Origin of the sequence: uncultured Imperialibacter sp., assembly GCF_963974565.1 — a bacterium.
Lineage (GTDB): Bacteria > Bacteroidota > Bacteroidia > Cytophagales > Cyclobacteriaceae > Imperialibacter > Imperialibacter roseus.
In genome coordinates this window covers 13113-30549 of the sequence record NZ_CAXBCJ010000016.1, presented here as the reverse complement: position 1 = coordinate 30549, position 17437 = coordinate 13113, and the positions used below count along the sequence as shown (strand labels likewise).

Here is a 17437-nt window from a genome sequence, read left to right as displayed (position 1 = left end):
CAGCGCAAACGGTTACGAAAAAGTGATATTTTAATGAATTCGTAAATTTTTATATATTAACTATATATTCATTTAAAATTAATGCCTGTTATTTGAACAAAATCATAATTTTTACGTCTTTTGATATATAATTGATAAGCTCAAAAACGAAAAGTTATGAAAAAGACAAAGAACTTTATTGCTGTACTCCTAGTAGCTATGGGTACTTCTAGTGTTGCATTTGCTGGAGGAGACTCACTTAAGGCTTCATCTGCTGTGAAGGTGGTTTCTTTCAATAAGAACGACTCTTACAAACTAATATATAAGAGTGAAGGCAAGCAGAATGTAACGGTTAACGTTTTGGATGAAAAAGGCGTCTCTATTCACAAAGGATCTGTTAGAGTAGTCGAAGGTTTCGCACAAAACTTCGATCTTTCAAACGTTCCTTCAGGATATTACACTTTTGAAGTAGTTTCAAAAGGAGAAAAGGTAGCCCAGACTGTTCACCACGTTTCTGAAGTTGATAAACTGGTTGAGCAAGTGGCGCTTAGCTCAAATGCGAACACAAAGAAAATGGTGCTTAGATCAAGTGCATCTGTAAGCTCACCACTTTCAGTGGCTATCTACGGTGGTCAGGATGAACTTTTGTTCACTGAGGAAGTGAAGTCAGCTGATTTCTTCACCAGAGTCTATGACCTAAGCCAAATCAAAGGAGCGGGTGTTCGTTTCACTGTATCTTACAATAACACTGTAGTTAAAGACCAAAAATTCGATTTTTAAGCACAAAGCAGACTGTAAATTATACTGAAAACATTCATTAATCCGCTTATCAATCTGGCTAGCCGCTCTTTCAAAGGGCGGCTAGTTTTTTTTTGTGCTTTCCTTCACTTACAACGGTTTGAATGACCCCATTCCCGATAAGTATAGACATGAAAAAAGGGCCGAAGCCCTTTGTTAATTTGCAGTCTGTCAACTCTTAATACCTCGAAAACCGTGAAGGCATCGCAGTCGATTGAGAAGAATCCCGCTGCGGCCTGTCCGAAGACCTGTTTCCGTTATTGTTTGGCCTTCCGTTGTTGTTCCACTTCTTTTTGAACGACGCCGAGTTGCCGCTGGAACCAGACTTGGGTCTTGACGAATAGACTTCGCTGGACGTAGGTACAGGCGTTGCATTCACAAATGGGTGCTCGTCAATTACTGGAATGGTCTTTCCTATCAGCTTTTGGATGTCCTTCAAATAAGGCCTTTCCTCTCTTTCGCAAAAGGAAATTGCTTTTCCGTCTGCTCCTGCACGTCCTGTTCTTCCGATTCTGTGCACGTAGGTCTCTGGAATATTAGGTAGCTCGTAGTTGAATACGTGGGTCAACTCATCGATATCGATACCTCTGGCGGCAATGTCGGTAGCCACCAACACCCTTGTTTTACGGGTTTTGAAGTTGGTGAGGGCACGCTGACGTGCGTTCTGCGACTTGTTGCCGTGGATGGCTTCGGCAGTAATTCCTTCTTTGTTAAGGTCTTTCACTACCCTGTCGGCACCGTGTTTTGTTCTAGTGAAAACCAGCGCTGTTTCAATGCTCTTATTTTCCAGGATATGGTTCAGCAAGTGCTTCTTATCTCTTTTTTCTACATAGAAGAGCGACTGCTCTATTTTTTCGGCTGTTGAAGACACAGGCGTAACCTCTACTTTTACCGGATTTGTAAGAAGGCTGTCTGACAGCTTTACAATTTCGGGCGGCATAGTGGCCGAGAAGAAAAGCGTTTGTCTTTTAGCAGGGATTTTGGCGATCACTTTCTTTACGTCGTGCACAAATCCCATGTCGAGCATGCGGTCCGCTTCGTCCAATACGAAAAACTGGATGCTGTCGAGGCGAACAAAACCCTGGTTCATCAGGTCAAGTAAACGACCCGGAGTAGCAATAAGAACGTCGACACCCCTGCGGAGGGCATTGGTTTGTGCATTTTGCGACACGCCACCAAATATTACTGTATGGCTGATTCTGGTATACTTGCCATAGGCGGCAAAGCTTTCGTCAATCTGTATCGCCAATTCCCTCGTTGGAGTAAGAATAAGCGCTTTGATACCTCTTTGTTCGGTTCTCGCAGTGTAAATGTTCTGTAAAATAGGAATAGCAAAGGCAGCGGTTTTTCCTGTGCCTGTTTGTGCGCAGCCCAGTAAGTCTCTGCCTTCAAGAAGATGTGGGATGGCTTGGGCCTGAATAGGCGTAGGCGTAACATAGCCTTCAGCCTTCAGGGCTTTCTGAATGGGCTCAACAAGCCCTAGATTTTCAAATGTCATTAATGTTTTTTGTTTAAATATGGCTGATAACGAGCCGGGAAGGGTCACAATCAGCAGTCTGTCCTTAAAAGATCCTTGGTTGAATGGCAGACATCGACTTGAAGCGTGCGGCAGGCTGAGTATGTGAAATAATTGGCCTGTCAACTGAGAACCTGGCGCAAAGGTACGTAAAATAGTTGACAATAGCTCCTGGGCGCTCGTTATTAATAAATAATGGGGGCAATGGTATTCTCCAAAACTTCAATTTCAACTGTCGTGTATTCGAAATAATAAACTGCTTGTATATTTGAACACTTTTAAAGAAGAAGCACTATCGGGGCAATGTTGGTTCCGGTTGATTAAATCTAAACGACGGTAATGTTTGAGGAACTTGATTACAAAGCATTAATATCAAGAACATTCACAGAGCTTTACGGCTCAAGTCCAGCCATTCTTGTACGGGCACCTGGCCGGATCAACCTGATCGGCGAGCACACCGACTACAATAATGGCTTTGTGTTTCCTGCTGCAATCAACAGGGAGATTATTTTTGCTATGTCGCCTTCAACCCGGCCCGAAACTTCCCTTTTCGCTTTGAATATTAACAAGGGAGCGCTGGTGAACCACAAGAAGCTGGTGCCAAAGTCCAATCCGGCGTGGACTAACTTTTTTAGCGGCGTGGTGGCTGGGTTGCAGCAGCGAGGTTTCGATGTGCCGGCGGTTAACTGCGTGTTTGGCGGCGACATTCCGAATGGAGCTGGCCTGTCTTCATCAGCGGCCCTTGAGGTTGGTTTTGGAACGGCCCTGACGCAATTGTTTGGGCTGTCTGTTGAGCCCTGGGACATTATTCAGATAGCTCAAAAGGCTGAACACGAATATGTCGGAGTTAAATGTGGCATCATGGACATGTTCGCCAGCAAAATGGGAAAGAAAGACCATGCCATGTTGCTCGACTGCCGGGACCTAACCTTCGACTATTATCCGCTGCAGCTTGAGGATCACAGCCTTTTACTTATCGACACACGGGTGAAGCACTCTCTGGCCAGCTCTGAGTACAATACGAGGCGACTTGAGTGTGAGTTGGGAGTTACGGTTCTTAAAAAGCATAAACCTGAGGCAAACTCCCTTAGAGACTTTAATTCGTTTGAGGTAGAAGAACTGGCTGACGAGCTTCCTGAGAATGTCTTCCGCAGGTGCAGGTTTGTGACGGGAGAAATACAACGTACGCAGGCTGCTGCCCTTGATTTAAAAAAGGGCGATTTGCGGGCGTTCGGAAAAAAAATGAATGATACGCACCGTGGGCTTTCGTCCGACTACGAGGTGAGTTGCCGGGAACTAGATTTTTTAGCCGCTGAAGCGGGCAGGTTTCCCGAAGAGATACTGGGTGCCAGAATGATGGGAGGGGGATTTGGTGGATGCACCATCAACATCGTGAAAAAGGAGTTTGAGGAGGAGTTCAAACGCCACATAGACCTCTCATTTACCAAACAATTCCATACAGCACCTTCCTTCTACGACATTTCAATACAAGGTGGGGCATCAGTGATTTCCTGACTCGTTTGGTGATTTCATCGCATGCCAGGTGTTAACAAACGTTAATTTGTTGTACAAAAAATAATTAAATTATTAATTTGTATCTTTGTACAATAAATAACTTGTGCAGTCATGAAAAGAGAATCATTGGGCGAACTTGAGGAGCTTGTGCTTTTGACCGTGGGCTCATTGGCAGGGCAAGCCTACGCTGTAACTATCCTTGAGGAAATTGCCGAGCAAGCTGGTAGAAAGCCCGATGTTACTGCCATACACTCAGTGCTCCGACGGTTGGAGGCCAAGGGATTTGTCACATCGTCGATGGGCGGCGCCACTGCCGACAGGGGAGGAAGAAGAAAACGCTTTTTTACGCTAACAGTAGCCGGCCGCAAAGTGATTGATGAAACGATGCTGGTAAGGATGGGCTTGTACAAAAAGCTTCTAACGATTCAGGGCTCATGAGTTCCAATCCTCCGAGGTGGGCCGATCGGTTTCTGGAGTGGTATTGCCACCCGGACCTTCTGGAAGACCTACAGGGCGACCTGTATGAGGTTTATCAAAAGCGCCGGCTTGAGAGCGGAAAGCGAGCCGCTGATTTGACGTACGTATGGCTCGTGATTCGGTCGCTCAGAATTTCGGCTATAGGAAAATCGAAAAGACTCAAAAACTCAATATTTATGATGACCGCCAACAATTTCAAAATTGCTTTTAGGGTGCTGGCCAGAGACAAAGTCAACACAGCTATCAACCTGGTGGGCCTGACCATCGGCATTGCCTGCTTTCTACTGATGGGGCTCTATGTGAAGCAGGAGCTAAGCTTCGACCAGTTTCATAGCAAAAAAGACAGGATTTACCGCAGCTGGCTCAAGGAAGACTATGGTGAGGGTAAAATCTTTTTCAACTCAATTACTCCTCTTAGGTTCAGAGACTTATTTGAACAAAATTTTCCTGAAGTCGAAAGTGCGGCTCAGTTGGTGATTGAAAACCACCTTGTAGGCAGAGGTGAAGGTCGTCTCGATGAACGAATAGCCGTGCTCAGCCCGAATTTTTTTCAAGTATTTGATTTCGAAATAATGAAAGGGAATAAAGAAGCTCCATTCCCCGGGCTCAGGAGTATTATCGTCTCTGAAAGCTATGCAAGGAAGTACTTTGGCGATGAGGAAGCAATGGGCAAGACCATGAGTCTTCAAATTGGTGAGAGCATTGAAGATTTTACTGTCTCAGCTATCATGGCAGATATCCCGCATGAATCCAGCATCCAGTTTGATATTGCAATTTCCACTGAAAATAATAGACAACTGTATGGACAAGGGTCTATGAACGCCTGGTTCAGCATTATCCCTGAGAACTACGTTTTGTTGAAAGAGGGCGCCAGTGTAGAAAGCGTTGATGCAAAAATGCAGGATGTGGTGATGGGGTACCTCAGCGAAGAGGTAGAACGAGGCCAGTACAATATTGGTTTGCAGCCGCTCACTGACATCCACCTCAATCCCGATGTGCCGGCTGGCTATGCACCGGTAAGCAACCCTCAATATGTGTACATACTTGGTGCCATCGGTTTGCTGGTGCTCATTATAGCTTGCATTAACTATGCAACGCTTTCAATTGGGCAATCTCTGCGCAGAGCCCGTGAGGTGGGCATGCGAAAAGTGCTGGGTGCCGGACAAAGCACGCTGGTGGTGCAATACCTGAGCGAAAGCCTTTTACTGGCGTTAATTGCCATGACTGTCGGCACGGTTCTCACAATCCTGCTTGTTCCAACATTTAACGCCTTAACGGGAACCCAAATATTTTTCACGCTCAAGTGGTGGCATCTGCTCGCTTACCTGGGTGTTGGGCTGGCCATAGGTGTCGCTGCCGGAATTTACCCGGCCTTTGTGCTGTCGGGTTTTCGCATCGTATCCATTTTGAGGGGAGGAAGCCAGGGCGGTGGAAGGCACGTGGCCCGAAGGGGCATGCTGGTGTTTCAATTTCTCGTTACAGTTTTTCTCATCAGCACCACACTGATCATGAGAAAGCAGGTAAGCTTCATGCAAGAGAAAGACCTGGGATTCACTTACAAATCTGCTGTTTCTGTTAGGCTTCAGCCGGATCCGGCTGCGCAGCGCCTTACTCAGGTGATAGCTTCGGGTATGGAAAATGGCAAACTGCTGAAGGCGGCCTTGCAAAAACACCCCGATGTTACCGATATTGGCATGGCCACCCACATGTTTGGCTCGAATGGATGGACGCAGCTTGCTTACACCGACGACAAGAATGTGTTCAGACGTTTTGCCTTCCTGAATGTTGATGCTAATTACCTGAGGTCATTTGGAATAAAAGTAAAGGAGGGCAGGGATTTTGAAGAGGGAAATGGCCTCGACGAGCGCCAGTCAATTATCATTAATCAGGCGGCGGCCGACTACTTTGGGCTCGAAAATCCGATTGGCGACAAACTGCCAGGTAAAGAGTTTGGTGAACACCGGATCATTGGTGTGACTGATAATTTCAACTTCACTTCCCTTCATTCCCAGGTGGAGCCACTCGTGATAGCCGAAAACGCTATGCCAATTTTGCAGGGAATCTCCGACTTCAATGTGGAAGATTCGCCGGTTCCCAAGCTCGTGTTTACTTACACTGGATCGAACCTGGCGGAGGTGCAGGATATTCTTGGTAAGGAGTGGGAGGCAATTTTCCCAAATGAGGCTCTGGATTTCAGCTTCGTTGATGAAAAAATACAACAGCAGTATGAAAATGAAGCAAGGCTAAACAAGCTGATTACCGTAGCAACAATCCTCTCGATAGTGATTGCAATTTTAGGCCTGCTTGGTCTTATGGTGTTGGTTGTGAACAGCCGCATCAAAGAAATTGGCATTCGGAAAGTGATGGGTGCTACTCCAATTACAATTTTTGCATTACTTTCTAAAAGCTTTATTTCTCAGCTGCTAGTCGCTATTGTGTTGTCGGTGCCGCTCACCCTTTGGCTGATTAGCAAGTGGCTGGCAAACTTTGCTTATCGCACCGAAATTGGCGTTGGGCTTTTCGTTGTTAGTGGAATGACCGCACTTTTAGTGGCTGCGTTGGTCATTGTCTATCATACTTTGCGTGCGTCACGCATCAACCCTGTTGAAAGCCTGAGGGTGGAATAGCTGAAATTGAAATATGCTGGCTTTAGCGAATTGCTAGCATATCTCCATCTCTCTTATTTTCTCAGCCGTGAGTGGTTTTTCAATGAAACCTTTAACGAGTGGATGGAGCTGGGCTCTTCGCTTATCCTCCGGGTCCACTGATGAGGTGGTAATGTAAATCGGGAAGTTCAAGTTTACTCCAATGCCGGCGCCTGAGAGTTTTTCTAAAAACTCCCAGCCCCCCATAATCGGCATATTCACGTCCAGAAGAATCACATTTGGTTGGGCACTGTTGAGTTGCAACAGGCCCTCCTGCCCATTGGTTGCCGTAAGGATCTCCACATCGCTGCAAACAGTCTTCAGATTCACTGTGGAGATCATCAAAAATATCTCGTCGTCATCTATCAAAAAAATTCTCCGGCCCTTTTGCATTGAAATAAACTTTAAAAGTTGTGCCTTTGCCTGGCTGGCTCTCCACCTCTATATCTCCTCCCATTGCCTCTATTTGCCTCTTTGACATGTAGAGACCCAAGCCCTGGCCCTCGCTTGAAGAATGGAACCGACTCCCAATTTTAAATAATTTATCCTTAAATCTATCTAAATCAATGCCACTTCCATAATCTTTTATTTGCAACTCTATCTTGTCACGTACCTTCAGCCCGTTGATTTCAATGATGTTTGAGCGTTCGGTGGTTCCATATTTTATAGCGTTTGTAACAAGGTTTTGTAATATACTATCAAGGTAAGCAGGTATACATCTGATACTTAAGTGCTTCTCTACCGTAGTTCTGATATCCAGCCCTTGCTCTTTGATGATCTGGTTGTTTTGTGCAAGCACGTTGTTGACGGACTGAAGAATATTATATTCGATCAGGCCTTTTTCTCCAAGGTCGTTTTCAAAGTGGATCAGCTCATTAATATTCCTGATGGTTGTGTCTAATTTCTCCGTGCTGGTGCGCAGCATCCGCAGGTACTCAGCATTCGTCGGATCCAGAATCAGGAGTTCTGTGAGTCCCAGTATGTTCGATACCGACGACCGGATATTGTGAGACGTGATGAAGGAGAAATCCTTCAACCGTATGTTTTGATTAGTCGTTGTTTCAAGAAGCTCTTTCATTGCCTGTTCGGAATTAATCCGATCCGTAATATCCAGCACAGTGCCCGTGATTACGTCCTTACCCTGGAGGTCAATTTTTGAGCCATGAATTTCCACCCAGATAGTCGTGCCGTCTTTCTTAAGCCCCTTCGCTACATAGTGCACAAAATCGAGCTCACCGGTTAGCCTTTTGTCAATCAGGTCGCTTGACCTTGAATACTCCGACTGTGTCAATACATCCGTAGGTTTCAATGTGGTGAGAACCTCATCTACTTCGTAGCCAAACATATCGGCGAAATGATCATTGACGTAAATGAATTTTCCCTTCTCAAAAATATAAATGCCAGTTAATGACTGTTCTACAAGCGCCCTGAACCTCTGTTCACTTGACTCGACGGCAATGGCTGCTAATTTGCGCTCGGTAACATCTTGAAACATCGACACAAAAAATCCCTTCTTTGGACTGAACACGGAGGAGGATAGCCACACATTCAGTCCTTCTACTTTTACCTCAAACCTTTCAGGAATCCCAGTTTCGCATACCCTGCTCAATAAGGCTATTTCCTCCTGGTTTGCTTGTACCACTCCGGGGATCAACTCCGACACTTTCTTTCCTACCGGTTTTTTGAGGCCAGTAATGTCTTCAAATGCTTTATTTACTTGTATATACGTAAAATCAACTGCCTTGCCTTTCTCATAAACCATTTCGCAGAGAGCAAAACCTTCATTCATGTTCTCGAACAGCGAGCGGTACTGTTCCTCACTGTGCTTCAAAGCTTCCAATGCTTTTTTTCGTTCGCTGGTATCAATTCCTACTCCCATGAGACAGGTTTCACCATCGTAGGAAATAGCCTTGCCTGTGAAGTAGTAGGGGATCATCTGGTCGCTTTTGGTGAGAAAGTGCGCATCGACACTGTCTTCTCCGGCAACAAATACATTTTCTATTTTTTCTGTCAGCAATTCCTTTTCACTGTCGTGGAAGAACTGGATAGGGTGCATGGTGCTGATTTCTTCAGCTGTGTACCCTGTGACTTCTTCAAGGTTCTTGTTCCACCTTAAAAACTCACCTTCCTGAGTATATAAATAAAATGCACCGGGTAAACTGTTGATGATATTGTCGGAGAGCTCTTTCTCCAAAAGAATATTGTCTTTGGCATTCTTAAGTGCTGTAATGTCCTGAAACGAACCCCTGAGCTTGACCTTTCCATCGTCGGTTAGTAAAGGAATTCCAATGGTTCTAACCCACTTGCGATTACCTTTTGCGGTAATTATCTCCAATTCGAGGTCATATGCTTTACCCAGTTGAAACGCATCATTTATAGCTTTTTCCAAGATACTCCGTGACGAGGGGAGGTAGAAACTCAGCCCAAGTTCAAGTCCGGCCTCAGTGCCAAACGGCAAATCATGTATTTCGGCGACTTCTCTGGTCCAGGTGCCTTCGCCTGTTTCCGGATCCAGTTCCCAACCCCCAATTTTGGCTATCCTCCCAACCTCATTTAACAGGTATTCACTATCTCTCAAGGCTTTTTCAATTTCCTTTTGTGGTGAGATGTCCAGACCGTACAGGTTCACATAATCGCCTTGTTGACTTCTGGCTGACGTAAAAGAATAGGTAATACCGCCAACCGAGAATTCCGCTCGCAATATTTCGGAGCCGTCAAAGGTTTGTTTTACAAAATTCCGGAGCTGCTCAGGCAGTTTTGGCGCTTTACCTGAAATCTTGCTGACCAAAATTGGCTGACTGGCTTTGTTGGAATAACTAATTGTATAGTCTTTCAGCACCCTTAGCACTGGATTTGGGTTTTCGGAAGGAAAGGTTGATAGCCTTAGTATTTCTTGTTCACGTTCTTTTCTTTCTGTGATATCCTGAACCGTTCCTTCCAAACCAATCACCTTTCCACGTCTGTCAAGCAAGGGAAGGGTCCTTACCATGAAGATTCTGACATCTTTTCCAATCAGAAACCGAAATTCGATCGTGGTTTCTGACTTTTCCTCGGATAATCTTTTCCTATAGGCAGTAAATGTGGGCTGATCCTCGGGATGGATGGCTGCAAAAAGGGCCGCCTCAGAAGGTATTTTGTCTGTTTTGCAGATAGCGTAAAGCTCCTCAGACCAAAAGACGGTTTCCTCCTTCCAGTTCCATTCCCAGTACCCAAGGTGTGCAATTTTTTGAGCAGCTTTTAGCTGATTGTTGACCTTTTTTAAAAGGTTCGAGTTTTCCAGCCGGTGGGTTACGTCATGAAAGTTATTAACAACGCCACCTATATGAGGGATTTCTAAGAAGTTGGTCAGCGACCCTTCCATCCAGCGCCAGTTTCCCTGCTTGTGCCTGGCTCTATATAACAAACCGGTTATAGGAGTCGTCGGTTGTTGTAGTGCCAAATGGAAAGCATTTATTAATCCTTCGATATCTTCGGGGTGAACCATTTTTTCAAGATCGATTCCAACCATTTCGCTATCCTGATAACCGAGTATTCCTGCAATAGAAGGGGATATGTAATCAATGTTGCCATCTACAGAGAGTATCACCAGACCATCTTTGCTATTTTCAATAAGTGACCTGAAACGTAGTTCCGAAGCTTTGATTTGCTCTTCTACGGCTTTGCTGCGGGAGGTGTCCTGCGTTGTAAAGAAAATGGTTGACGGTTTTTCATTCTCATAGATTATTTTTCCCTGAGTTCTGACCCAAATCAAAATGCCGTCTTTTCTTGTCATTCTATACTCAACCGGTGGAATTACCTCCTGTTTATTTGCGAGGCAATTTCTCACACAAGACTCCAATTTGCCGGAGTCTTCAGGGTGCTGTGCGGCATCCAGCCATTTTTTTAACTCGGGGCCCTCCATATTCTCAACCCTGACAAGCTCCAAAAGCCCTTCTGACGCTAAAAACTCACCAGTTATTAGGTTGATGGTGGAATCGCCCATTTTCGCCATTTTTTGTGCCTCTTTAAGCTTTTCTTCACTGGCTGTCAATGCTAGCTCGGCCTCTTTCTTTTCGGTGACATCGTATTGAATCCCAAAATGGCCCGTGATTTCCCCGGCAGAGTTGTAAAGGCACACATATTCGCCCTCCACCCAAAATGTTGATCCATCAAAACGCTTTTCGAGCGTATCCACCTTTAACGAACCGTTGTCAAACAGCTCCTTCCAAACAGTTTTGCCATAATCAATGTCATGGTCGAAAAAATCCTTTGGGGTTAAGTCAAGAAACTCTTTTTCCTGTGCACCATATTGCGATAACATCGCCCGGTTTATTTTTGTGATTCTTTGGTGTTCAAATACATACGCAAGCGCCTTTTTCTTGTCCACAGTGTCGTCCCATGCTACTGGCTCATCCAGCATCATAAAAAAGAAACCATACAGAGAGTTGTTGAAGAATACGTCCAGCGCTCGTTCATTTTCGACCAGTTTATACTCAATTTCTTTCTGGTGTGTAACATCTTGAACGAGTGATATAATAGAGATCACCTCGCCTTTTTCATTTTTGATGGCGGAGTTGTACCATATGCAAGTAATGATTTTGCCGCTTTTTGTGTAGTTGCGATTCAAGGAGACGTTGCCGTCTACCTTGCCCGACATCAGGTCAAGGGCCACGTTGGTTGTGGCGTCGAGATCATCTTCATAAATGAGATTGAAGGCTGAAATATTGGCGCTTAAAATTTCATCCGCTGTCCATTCAAAAATTTCCTCACATTGCCTCGACCACTGCGTCACAATCAGGTCTTTTGTATATTCGACCGTTCCCAGCGGAGAGTTATTGCGGTGAGAACTGTATTGCTGCAGGGCTATTTCGAGCCTTTCATTAGTTCTTAACTGTTCAGTTACATCACGTACGAAAGAGGCCAGTAACGGCTTCCCATTATGATCGATAAGGGTTGTCCTGATTTCGATATCTACCAGGCGGCCATCTTTTGTCCTGGCTTTTGTAGATATTGTGCCGCCGTTCTTGGCTAAAACTTTGTTAATGAAATCCTGAACCTGATCAGGTGTGAGTTCAGCCGCCAAATGAGTTAGGTTCATTGTCAAGAGCTCGCCTCTTGTGTAACCAATCAGTTTGCAAAAGCTATCATTGGCATCCAGTATATTGCCCGTGTCGGTAAGCTGATAACCCTCATGAATGGAATAGAGCACCTGGTTGTAAAGTTCATTGACAAAAAAAGGTTGGTTCTTACTTTTGTTGTGCAGTGCGAGAAGCCTGGCGGCCTTTCCTGCTTTGTCTCTTATAATTTTTGCGTGTACCGCAAAAGATAGGTGCTGATTGTTTTTATGACGGTATTTGAGTGTAAGAAGGAAGCTATCTTCTTTTGAAAGCTGTTCGATGGTTTGAAGTAGTGCCGTTAGGTCGTCAGGCAAAAGTACCTCCTCCAGCGCTGGCAGTGGTGCATCGGTTTCGCCGTCTGAAAAGGAAAATCCCAGAGAATCCCAAAATCTTGGATTTGCCCACCAGTTGGTCTTGGCATTGAGATCCAAATACCAATATCCTTTATGTGCATACTCTTCTATTGCTTCATAAATGCTTTCATTAGTACTGGTAAGTTGATAGACTTCATTTTTCAGAGCGATATTGAGCGATTTATCCATACGAAGACAAAAGATACCTCTACAACTTCACGTAGGCGGCACTGCTGACTGCACTACCATAGGCTGGTTGGAAAAAAAAACGTTAAAAATTAAGACTGTCAAGTAACCCTACCGGAACTTCTTAGATCAGATGATCGGTACTAGACTATGGCCAGTGGCTAATTATAAAGATAGAAAGTGTAGCATTCTAGTAAAAGAATTTGTTTTCCGCAAATGATGGCTTCGAAATCTTTAATTGCGTACAATTTTTCACAGTCAATGTCCATTTATGGACACGATGCTAACTTTAATTTATTTTAATTATCTGACAATCAATTGTTTATTGTTTTGGCACAATTATTTGCAGATCAATCTTGAGGATTAACCATTACTACTATGCTTAGGAACTATTTTCTTACTGCTGTACGGAATTTTTTAAGGAACAAAACCTATACCGTCCTCAGTCTTGCGGGTCTTACATTAGGTGCTTCCTGCGTGATAGCCATTTACTCGTTTCTAACCCTACAGCTGAGCTACGACAAGCACCAAAGCCACCTGGAGCAGGTATACAGGGTAGTGAGCCACTGGAAAAGTGGGGACGACGATGTGAAATTTGCCACTGTTCCCCATCCATTGTCCGGCGCTATAAAGAGTGAAATCCCAGGCATTGAAGCTGCTACAAATTTGTACTCACTTTCAGCGCAGGTGAACATCCCCCAGGAAGGAGGAGCATTAAAAAAGCTCAAGGAAGAGGATATAGGCTTTGCTTATCAGGATGTGTTTGAAATCCTTGATTTCGAGTGGGTAGCGGGCTCCTCTGCCAATGCGCTGTCAGATGTTAATTCGGTGGTTATTTCAGCAGCAACCGCCCGAAAGTTCTTTGATATCAACAATGAGTACGACAGAGCGCTGGGCCGGATTATTAACCTTGGCAACAAGCACGACCTGGTGGTGAAAGCTGTTTACCAGGATTTTCCAAAATCGACCGACTTTCCGTTTAATATGGTAGCGTACTATGAAGCCCAGGAAGGAGTGAATGCCTACTTTGGAGAAGGCAAGATATGGGACAGGCTCAATGGCAATACACAGGCTCTCATTAAGCTGAATAGCCAAACCCAGGAAAGTGTTGTCGAGGCGGGCATAAAGGATGTGGTAGAAAAAAACAATACTCTTGATGGTTACAGTGTATTCCTACAGCCCCTGAGCCAGGTTCATACCACCGACTACGGCACCTACAGTGGCATGTCTCTTGAACCAGCCACCATCAGGGTTATCGTTGCTCTGGCTGTATTGCTTATAGTGATTTCCAGTATCAATTTTATTAATATTTCTACCGCCAGAGCTGTAAAAAGAGCAAAGGAAGTGGGTATCAGAAAAGTATTGGGCGGGCATCGCCCGGCGCTTATTGCCCAGTTTTTGTTAGAGTCTTTCATCATTGTGGCACTGGCTCACGGGGTTAGCTTCCTCATAGCCGATGTGATGCTTGGGGCGGCTGGTGACCTGATCGACTACCCAATGACTATCAAGGACGTTCCGTTGACTAACTGGATCGTCTTCTGTGCCATTTCGATCACAGCGGTGTCCTTATTGTCTGGTTTGTACCCGGCTTTTGTCCTTTCAGGTTTTTCACCATTAACAGCCATAAGAACAAAGATCTCTAACATCGATAAGCAAAGTAAGTTTCCGCTTCGCAAAGTGCTGGTAGGTTCTCAGTTTGCGGTGTCCATAGGTCTTATCATGGGTACCATCATTGTCATTTTCCAACTCGACTACTTCCGCAGCCAGGATATGGGATTCAGAAAGGATGGTATTGTGACAATCCAGTTTCCTGAGCCGGATTTAAAGCGATCGGAAGTGCTAAAAACCGAGCTGCTGAAGCACCCCGAAATAGCGCAGGCTAGTCTCAATTTGGGAGGGCCGCTGGCAAGTACTAACAACACCGGTCAGCATTTTAGCCCTGAAAAAGGTGAAGATGAATTGTTTACCGTGAACGTAAAAGAGGTGGATGAAAACTACCTTGACCTGTTCGATATCAAATTGCTTGCAGGAAGAAATGTGAATGCTACTGACACCTATCAGAGGTCGCCGGAGGGTGAATCAATTATCAATCAAAGAGTTGTTGTTACTGAAACACTTATTCGGAAAATGGGAATTTTTAATCCACAGGAAGCGCTTGGGAAGCTGTTCCAGGCAACCTGGGGAGGTAAATTTCAGATAGTAGGAGTGGTGGAGGAGTTCAATGCCAATTCACTTCATCAGGAGGCTGTGCCTGTAATGATGAATTATGGACCAAACGGCTTTTATGAGTTGTCTATTGCACTTGCTTCCACCGACCCCGAGGCAGGGCAAGCGGCCGTGGCAATTATCAGTGAAGAATGGGAGAAAGTGTTTCCTGAATTGCTTATTGAGTATAACTTCCTTGACCAGAGAGTTGCCAACCAGTACCGTATGGAGGACGTGATGGGCAAAGTGATGAGGTTCTTCGCTTTGATGGCCATAGTGATTTGTGCGATAGGGCTGTATGGCCTTACAGATTACATGGCAAATGCCAAGCGCAAGGAGATAGGCATTCGCAAAGTAGTGGGAGCCTCTGTTGGTCAAATACTGAATATTTTCGCAAAGGAGATTCTGGTTGTCTTGTCTGTCGCCTTTTTATTATCTGCGACTGGCACTTTCCTGGGCATGCAAAAGTGGCTCGAAAGCTACGCCTATCACATTACCATAGGCTGGGAAATCGTGGCTATTTCCCTCGGGGTTACTTTGCTCGTCACCGTAGTTACCATGGGCTACCGCTCTTACACTGCCGCCCGGCTCAATATGGTGGATGTGCTCAAAGACGAATAATTATTGGACTTGAAATAAATGGAAAGGAGGGTGCGCAGCCCTCTTTTTTTTGCTTTTACATGTTTAACGCTGGCTCCCTGGTGCTGGAATACCACCTTCCCACCCCTCTAAAATACCGTCCGGCACGGATGTCGTACAGGCGTCAGCAAGGCTAACTTTGGCATCAAAAAATGGTATGAAGAACCTTAGTTGGATGCTGCTCACACTATTGATACTGGCAGGCTGCGGCAAAGATGACGACCCGGAAGGAGATCTTACTTCTTCCACCGGTGCTTTCAGCATCGCAGTGCCGCAATTTGGTCAGTTTCCCGTGCAGGATGTTGCCGTGAGTCCAAACAAGCAGAACTTCGCCGTGAAGGTAAACCCTTTAACGAGCACAACTCCCAGATTTTACTACAGCGACGACGCAGGGCAAACATGGAAGGAGTTTTCCAGTGCCAACAACAGCTTTGCCAGGAGCTCACCTAAAAAGGTTACCGACGAAGGTTTGGTATTTTTGCAGGTGGAGCACGCTTACTACCTCTATGATGGTGCCTCGGTGGCACCTGTGCAACATCCTAATGCGGGTTGGCTCGACAGTGCATTTCTCGACGATGCCGGCAATCTGTATTATTTTGTCAACTGCAATTGCAGTATAAGCAGCCAAAACAAGCTCAGTTTAAGGAAAAAGGGAGAAACGGCATTTGCTGACATATCAATACCAACCAATAGCTCCGCTATGGATGTAGCGCCTGGTGGCGGGATTTTTTTTATCAACTCCCAGACCGGCGACCTCCACAAGCACAACCCGGCGAGTGGGGAGTGGACGGTGTTGGCGGGCATAGCCAAAGGGCTGCCAAACAAAAAGCAGCTTGCAGCAGCCGACGGTAATTTTTACTTTGCCAGCTCAGCCGGCGTAACCAGGGTAACTGCCAGCGGCGCTTTGACAACTATGCCTTTTGTGGGAGCGATGACCAACTACCAGAATCCTCAGCAGGTTTTGGTGTCGCCCTCGGGAAGAGTATTTGTGCTGCAGGTTGCACCCAATGGAATTTACGAGTATGCGGACGGGGCCTGGGAAGTTTTTGCGACGCCGGGCTACCACAACAATGTGACTGGGGGCTTTTTTTCTGCTGCTATCGCCGATGAAACCGTCTATTATGCAGGGCTGGCGGAAGGGAAGATCGCTTATGGTCTGGTTGAACATAACCTGGATACCGATGAGAAGATAGTGATTGGCGAAGCGCTTGTTGGTCAGGAGGCCACTTTATCTGACGCCATTGAAACGTCGAACGGCAAGACATTCATGATCCTCAATGGGGCCCTGTATGAAATGCTGAGCGACGAGCGCCTTCTTCCCATCGACCTCAAGCAATCAACTACGCTTTCCACACTTTATGAAGATGCTGATGGAAACCTTTACGCATTCGGTAACAATGTGTACCGAAGCAGCGACGGTGGCGTCACCTGGAAGGAAGCTTCTATTGGCTTCCCGAGTTATAGTGGCCATTCTGTGCAGCAACTTAGTGACGGAAGCCTTGTCGCCATTGCCGGTTATAGTTACGACTACTACCTGGGCGGAACGGGCTTCAGCGTGCCGAAGTTCAGCGCATATGTGAGCAAGTCTTCGGATGGAATCAGTTGGTCCGCTTCTTCTGTACTTTTTGAAGGAGGCTCACAATATGTGACGTGCATCGACAAGGAAGGTATTCTGTTCGGTGTGAGGGTAGATGTAAACGGAAACTATCAGCAGTTCAATCAGGGCATCAGAAGCGACGATGGAGGACAAACATGGAAAGAAATAGAGGGGAAGATTCCGGACTTTGTTGGCCACGATGGTACTTTGTTCAGTGTCAAATCGCTGGGTTATGTAGATGGCCTTTCTGGCGAAAGGTTTATCTACAAATGGAACGGTAAAGAGTGGCTGGAGCTCCCATCTGAAGTCGGGCAGTCAGGTCAATTGTATACAATCAGCAGGGTTCATCAACTGAAAAACAAACAGCTTTACTTCTGTACGACGCAGGAGGCTTTCAAATCGGTGAAGACGTATTAGAGAGCAAGAGCTTG

Annotated in this window: 9 protein-coding genes; 6 read left to right on the top strand and 3 right to left on the bottom strand. The window is 45.6% G+C overall.

The window, feature by feature from the left end:
- Positions 1-156: 156 nt before the first annotated feature.
- Positions 157-759 (top strand): hypothetical protein, encoded by a 603-nt coding sequence (locus tag AAC052_RS19740; protein ID WP_339815171.1) that lies wholly within the window; start codon positions 157-159, stop codon positions 757-759.
- Between the two features lie 196 nt (positions 760-955).
- Here AAC052_RS19740 and AAC052_RS19735 read toward each other — a convergent pair whose 3' ends face one another.
- On the bottom strand, positions 956-2275 hold the full coding sequence (locus AAC052_RS19735; protein WP_317487662.1) for a DEAD/DEAH box helicase: 1320 nt from the start codon (positions 2273-2275) through the stop codon (positions 956-958).
- A gap of 357 nt (positions 2276-2632) precedes the next feature.
- Here AAC052_RS19735 and galK point away from each other — a divergent pair, with 357 nt between their 5' ends.
- From galK to AAC052_RS19720, 3 genes are all read left to right on the top strand, one after another.
- Complete coding sequence (gene galK, locus AAC052_RS19730) at positions 2633-3808, top strand: galactokinase (RefSeq protein WP_317487661.1); 1176 nt, start codon at positions 2633-2635, stop codon at positions 3806-3808.
- 111 nt (positions 3809-3919) lie between these two features.
- On the top strand, positions 3920-4246 hold the full coding sequence (locus tag AAC052_RS19725) for a helix-turn-helix transcriptional regulator (RefSeq protein WP_151999539.1): 327 nt from the start codon (positions 3920-3922) through the stop codon (positions 4244-4246).
- Positions 4243-6912, top strand: coding sequence for an ABC transporter permease (locus AAC052_RS19720; protein ID WP_339815170.1), 2670 nt, complete (start codon positions 4243-4245; stop codon positions 6910-6912). The genes AAC052_RS19725 and AAC052_RS19720 overlap by 4 nt, the downstream gene beginning before the upstream one ends.
- A 33-nt stretch (positions 6913-6945) precedes the next feature.
- Here the strand turns inward: AAC052_RS19720 and AAC052_RS19715 are convergent, their stop codons facing one another.
- Complete coding sequence (locus AAC052_RS19715; RefSeq protein WP_339815169.1) at positions 6946-7323, bottom strand: response regulator; 378 nt, start codon at positions 7321-7323, stop codon at positions 6946-6948.
- Complete coding sequence (locus AAC052_RS19710; protein ID WP_339815168.1) at positions 7289-12568, bottom strand: PAS domain S-box protein; 5280 nt, start codon at positions 12566-12568, stop codon at positions 7289-7291. The genes AAC052_RS19715 and AAC052_RS19710 overlap by 35 nt, the downstream gene beginning before the upstream one ends.
- Before the next feature lie 375 nt (positions 12569-12943).
- Here AAC052_RS19710 and AAC052_RS19705 point away from each other — a divergent pair, with 375 nt between their 5' ends.
- Positions 12944-15391, top strand: a complete 2448-nt coding sequence (locus AAC052_RS19705; RefSeq protein WP_339815167.1) for an ABC transporter permease — start codon at positions 12944-12946, stop codon at positions 15389-15391.
- A 175-nt stretch (positions 15392-15566) separates the two neighbouring features.
- A complete protein-coding gene (locus AAC052_RS19700) occupies positions 15567-17423 on the top strand; it encodes a sialidase family protein (RefSeq protein WP_339815166.1) in 1857 nt (618 codons plus the stop codon).
- Positions 17424-17437: the final 14 nt, after the last annotated feature.

What these genes read in the sequence shown, in the direction of transcription:
- AAC052_RS19710 (WP_339815168.1), bottom strand. Translation starts at nt 12,568, where the DNA reads ATGGATAAATCGCTCAATATCGCTCTGAAAAATGAAGTCTATCAACTT.
- AAC052_RS19740 (WP_339815171.1), top strand. Translation starts at nt 157, where the DNA reads ATGAAAAAGACAAAGAACTTTATTGCTGTACTCCTAGTAGCTATGGGT.
- AAC052_RS19700 (WP_339815166.1), top strand. Translation starts at nt 15,567, where the DNA reads ATGAAGAACCTTAGTTGGATGCTGCTCACACTATTGATACTGGCAGGC.
- AAC052_RS19720 (WP_339815170.1), top strand. Translation starts at nt 4,243, where the DNA reads ATGAGTTCCAATCCTCCGAGGTGGGCCGATCGGTTTCTGGAGTGGTAT.
- AAC052_RS19735 (WP_317487662.1), bottom strand. Translation starts at nt 2,275, where the DNA reads ATGACATTTGAAAATCTAGGGCTTGTTGAGCCCATTCAGAAAGCCCTG.
- AAC052_RS19705 (WP_339815167.1), top strand. Translation starts at nt 12,944, where the DNA reads ATGCTTAGGAACTATTTTCTTACTGCTGTACGGAATTTTTTAAGGAAC.
- AAC052_RS19725 (WP_151999539.1), top strand. Translation starts at nt 3,920, where the DNA reads ATGAAAAGAGAATCATTGGGCGAACTTGAGGAGCTTGTGCTTTTGACC.
- galK (WP_317487661.1), top strand. Translation starts at nt 2,633, where the DNA reads ATGTTTGAGGAACTTGATTACAAAGCATTAATATCAAGAACATTCACA.
- AAC052_RS19715 (WP_339815169.1), bottom strand. Translation starts at nt 7,323, where the DNA reads ATGCAAAAGGGCCGGAGAATTTTTTTGATAGATGACGACGAGATATTT.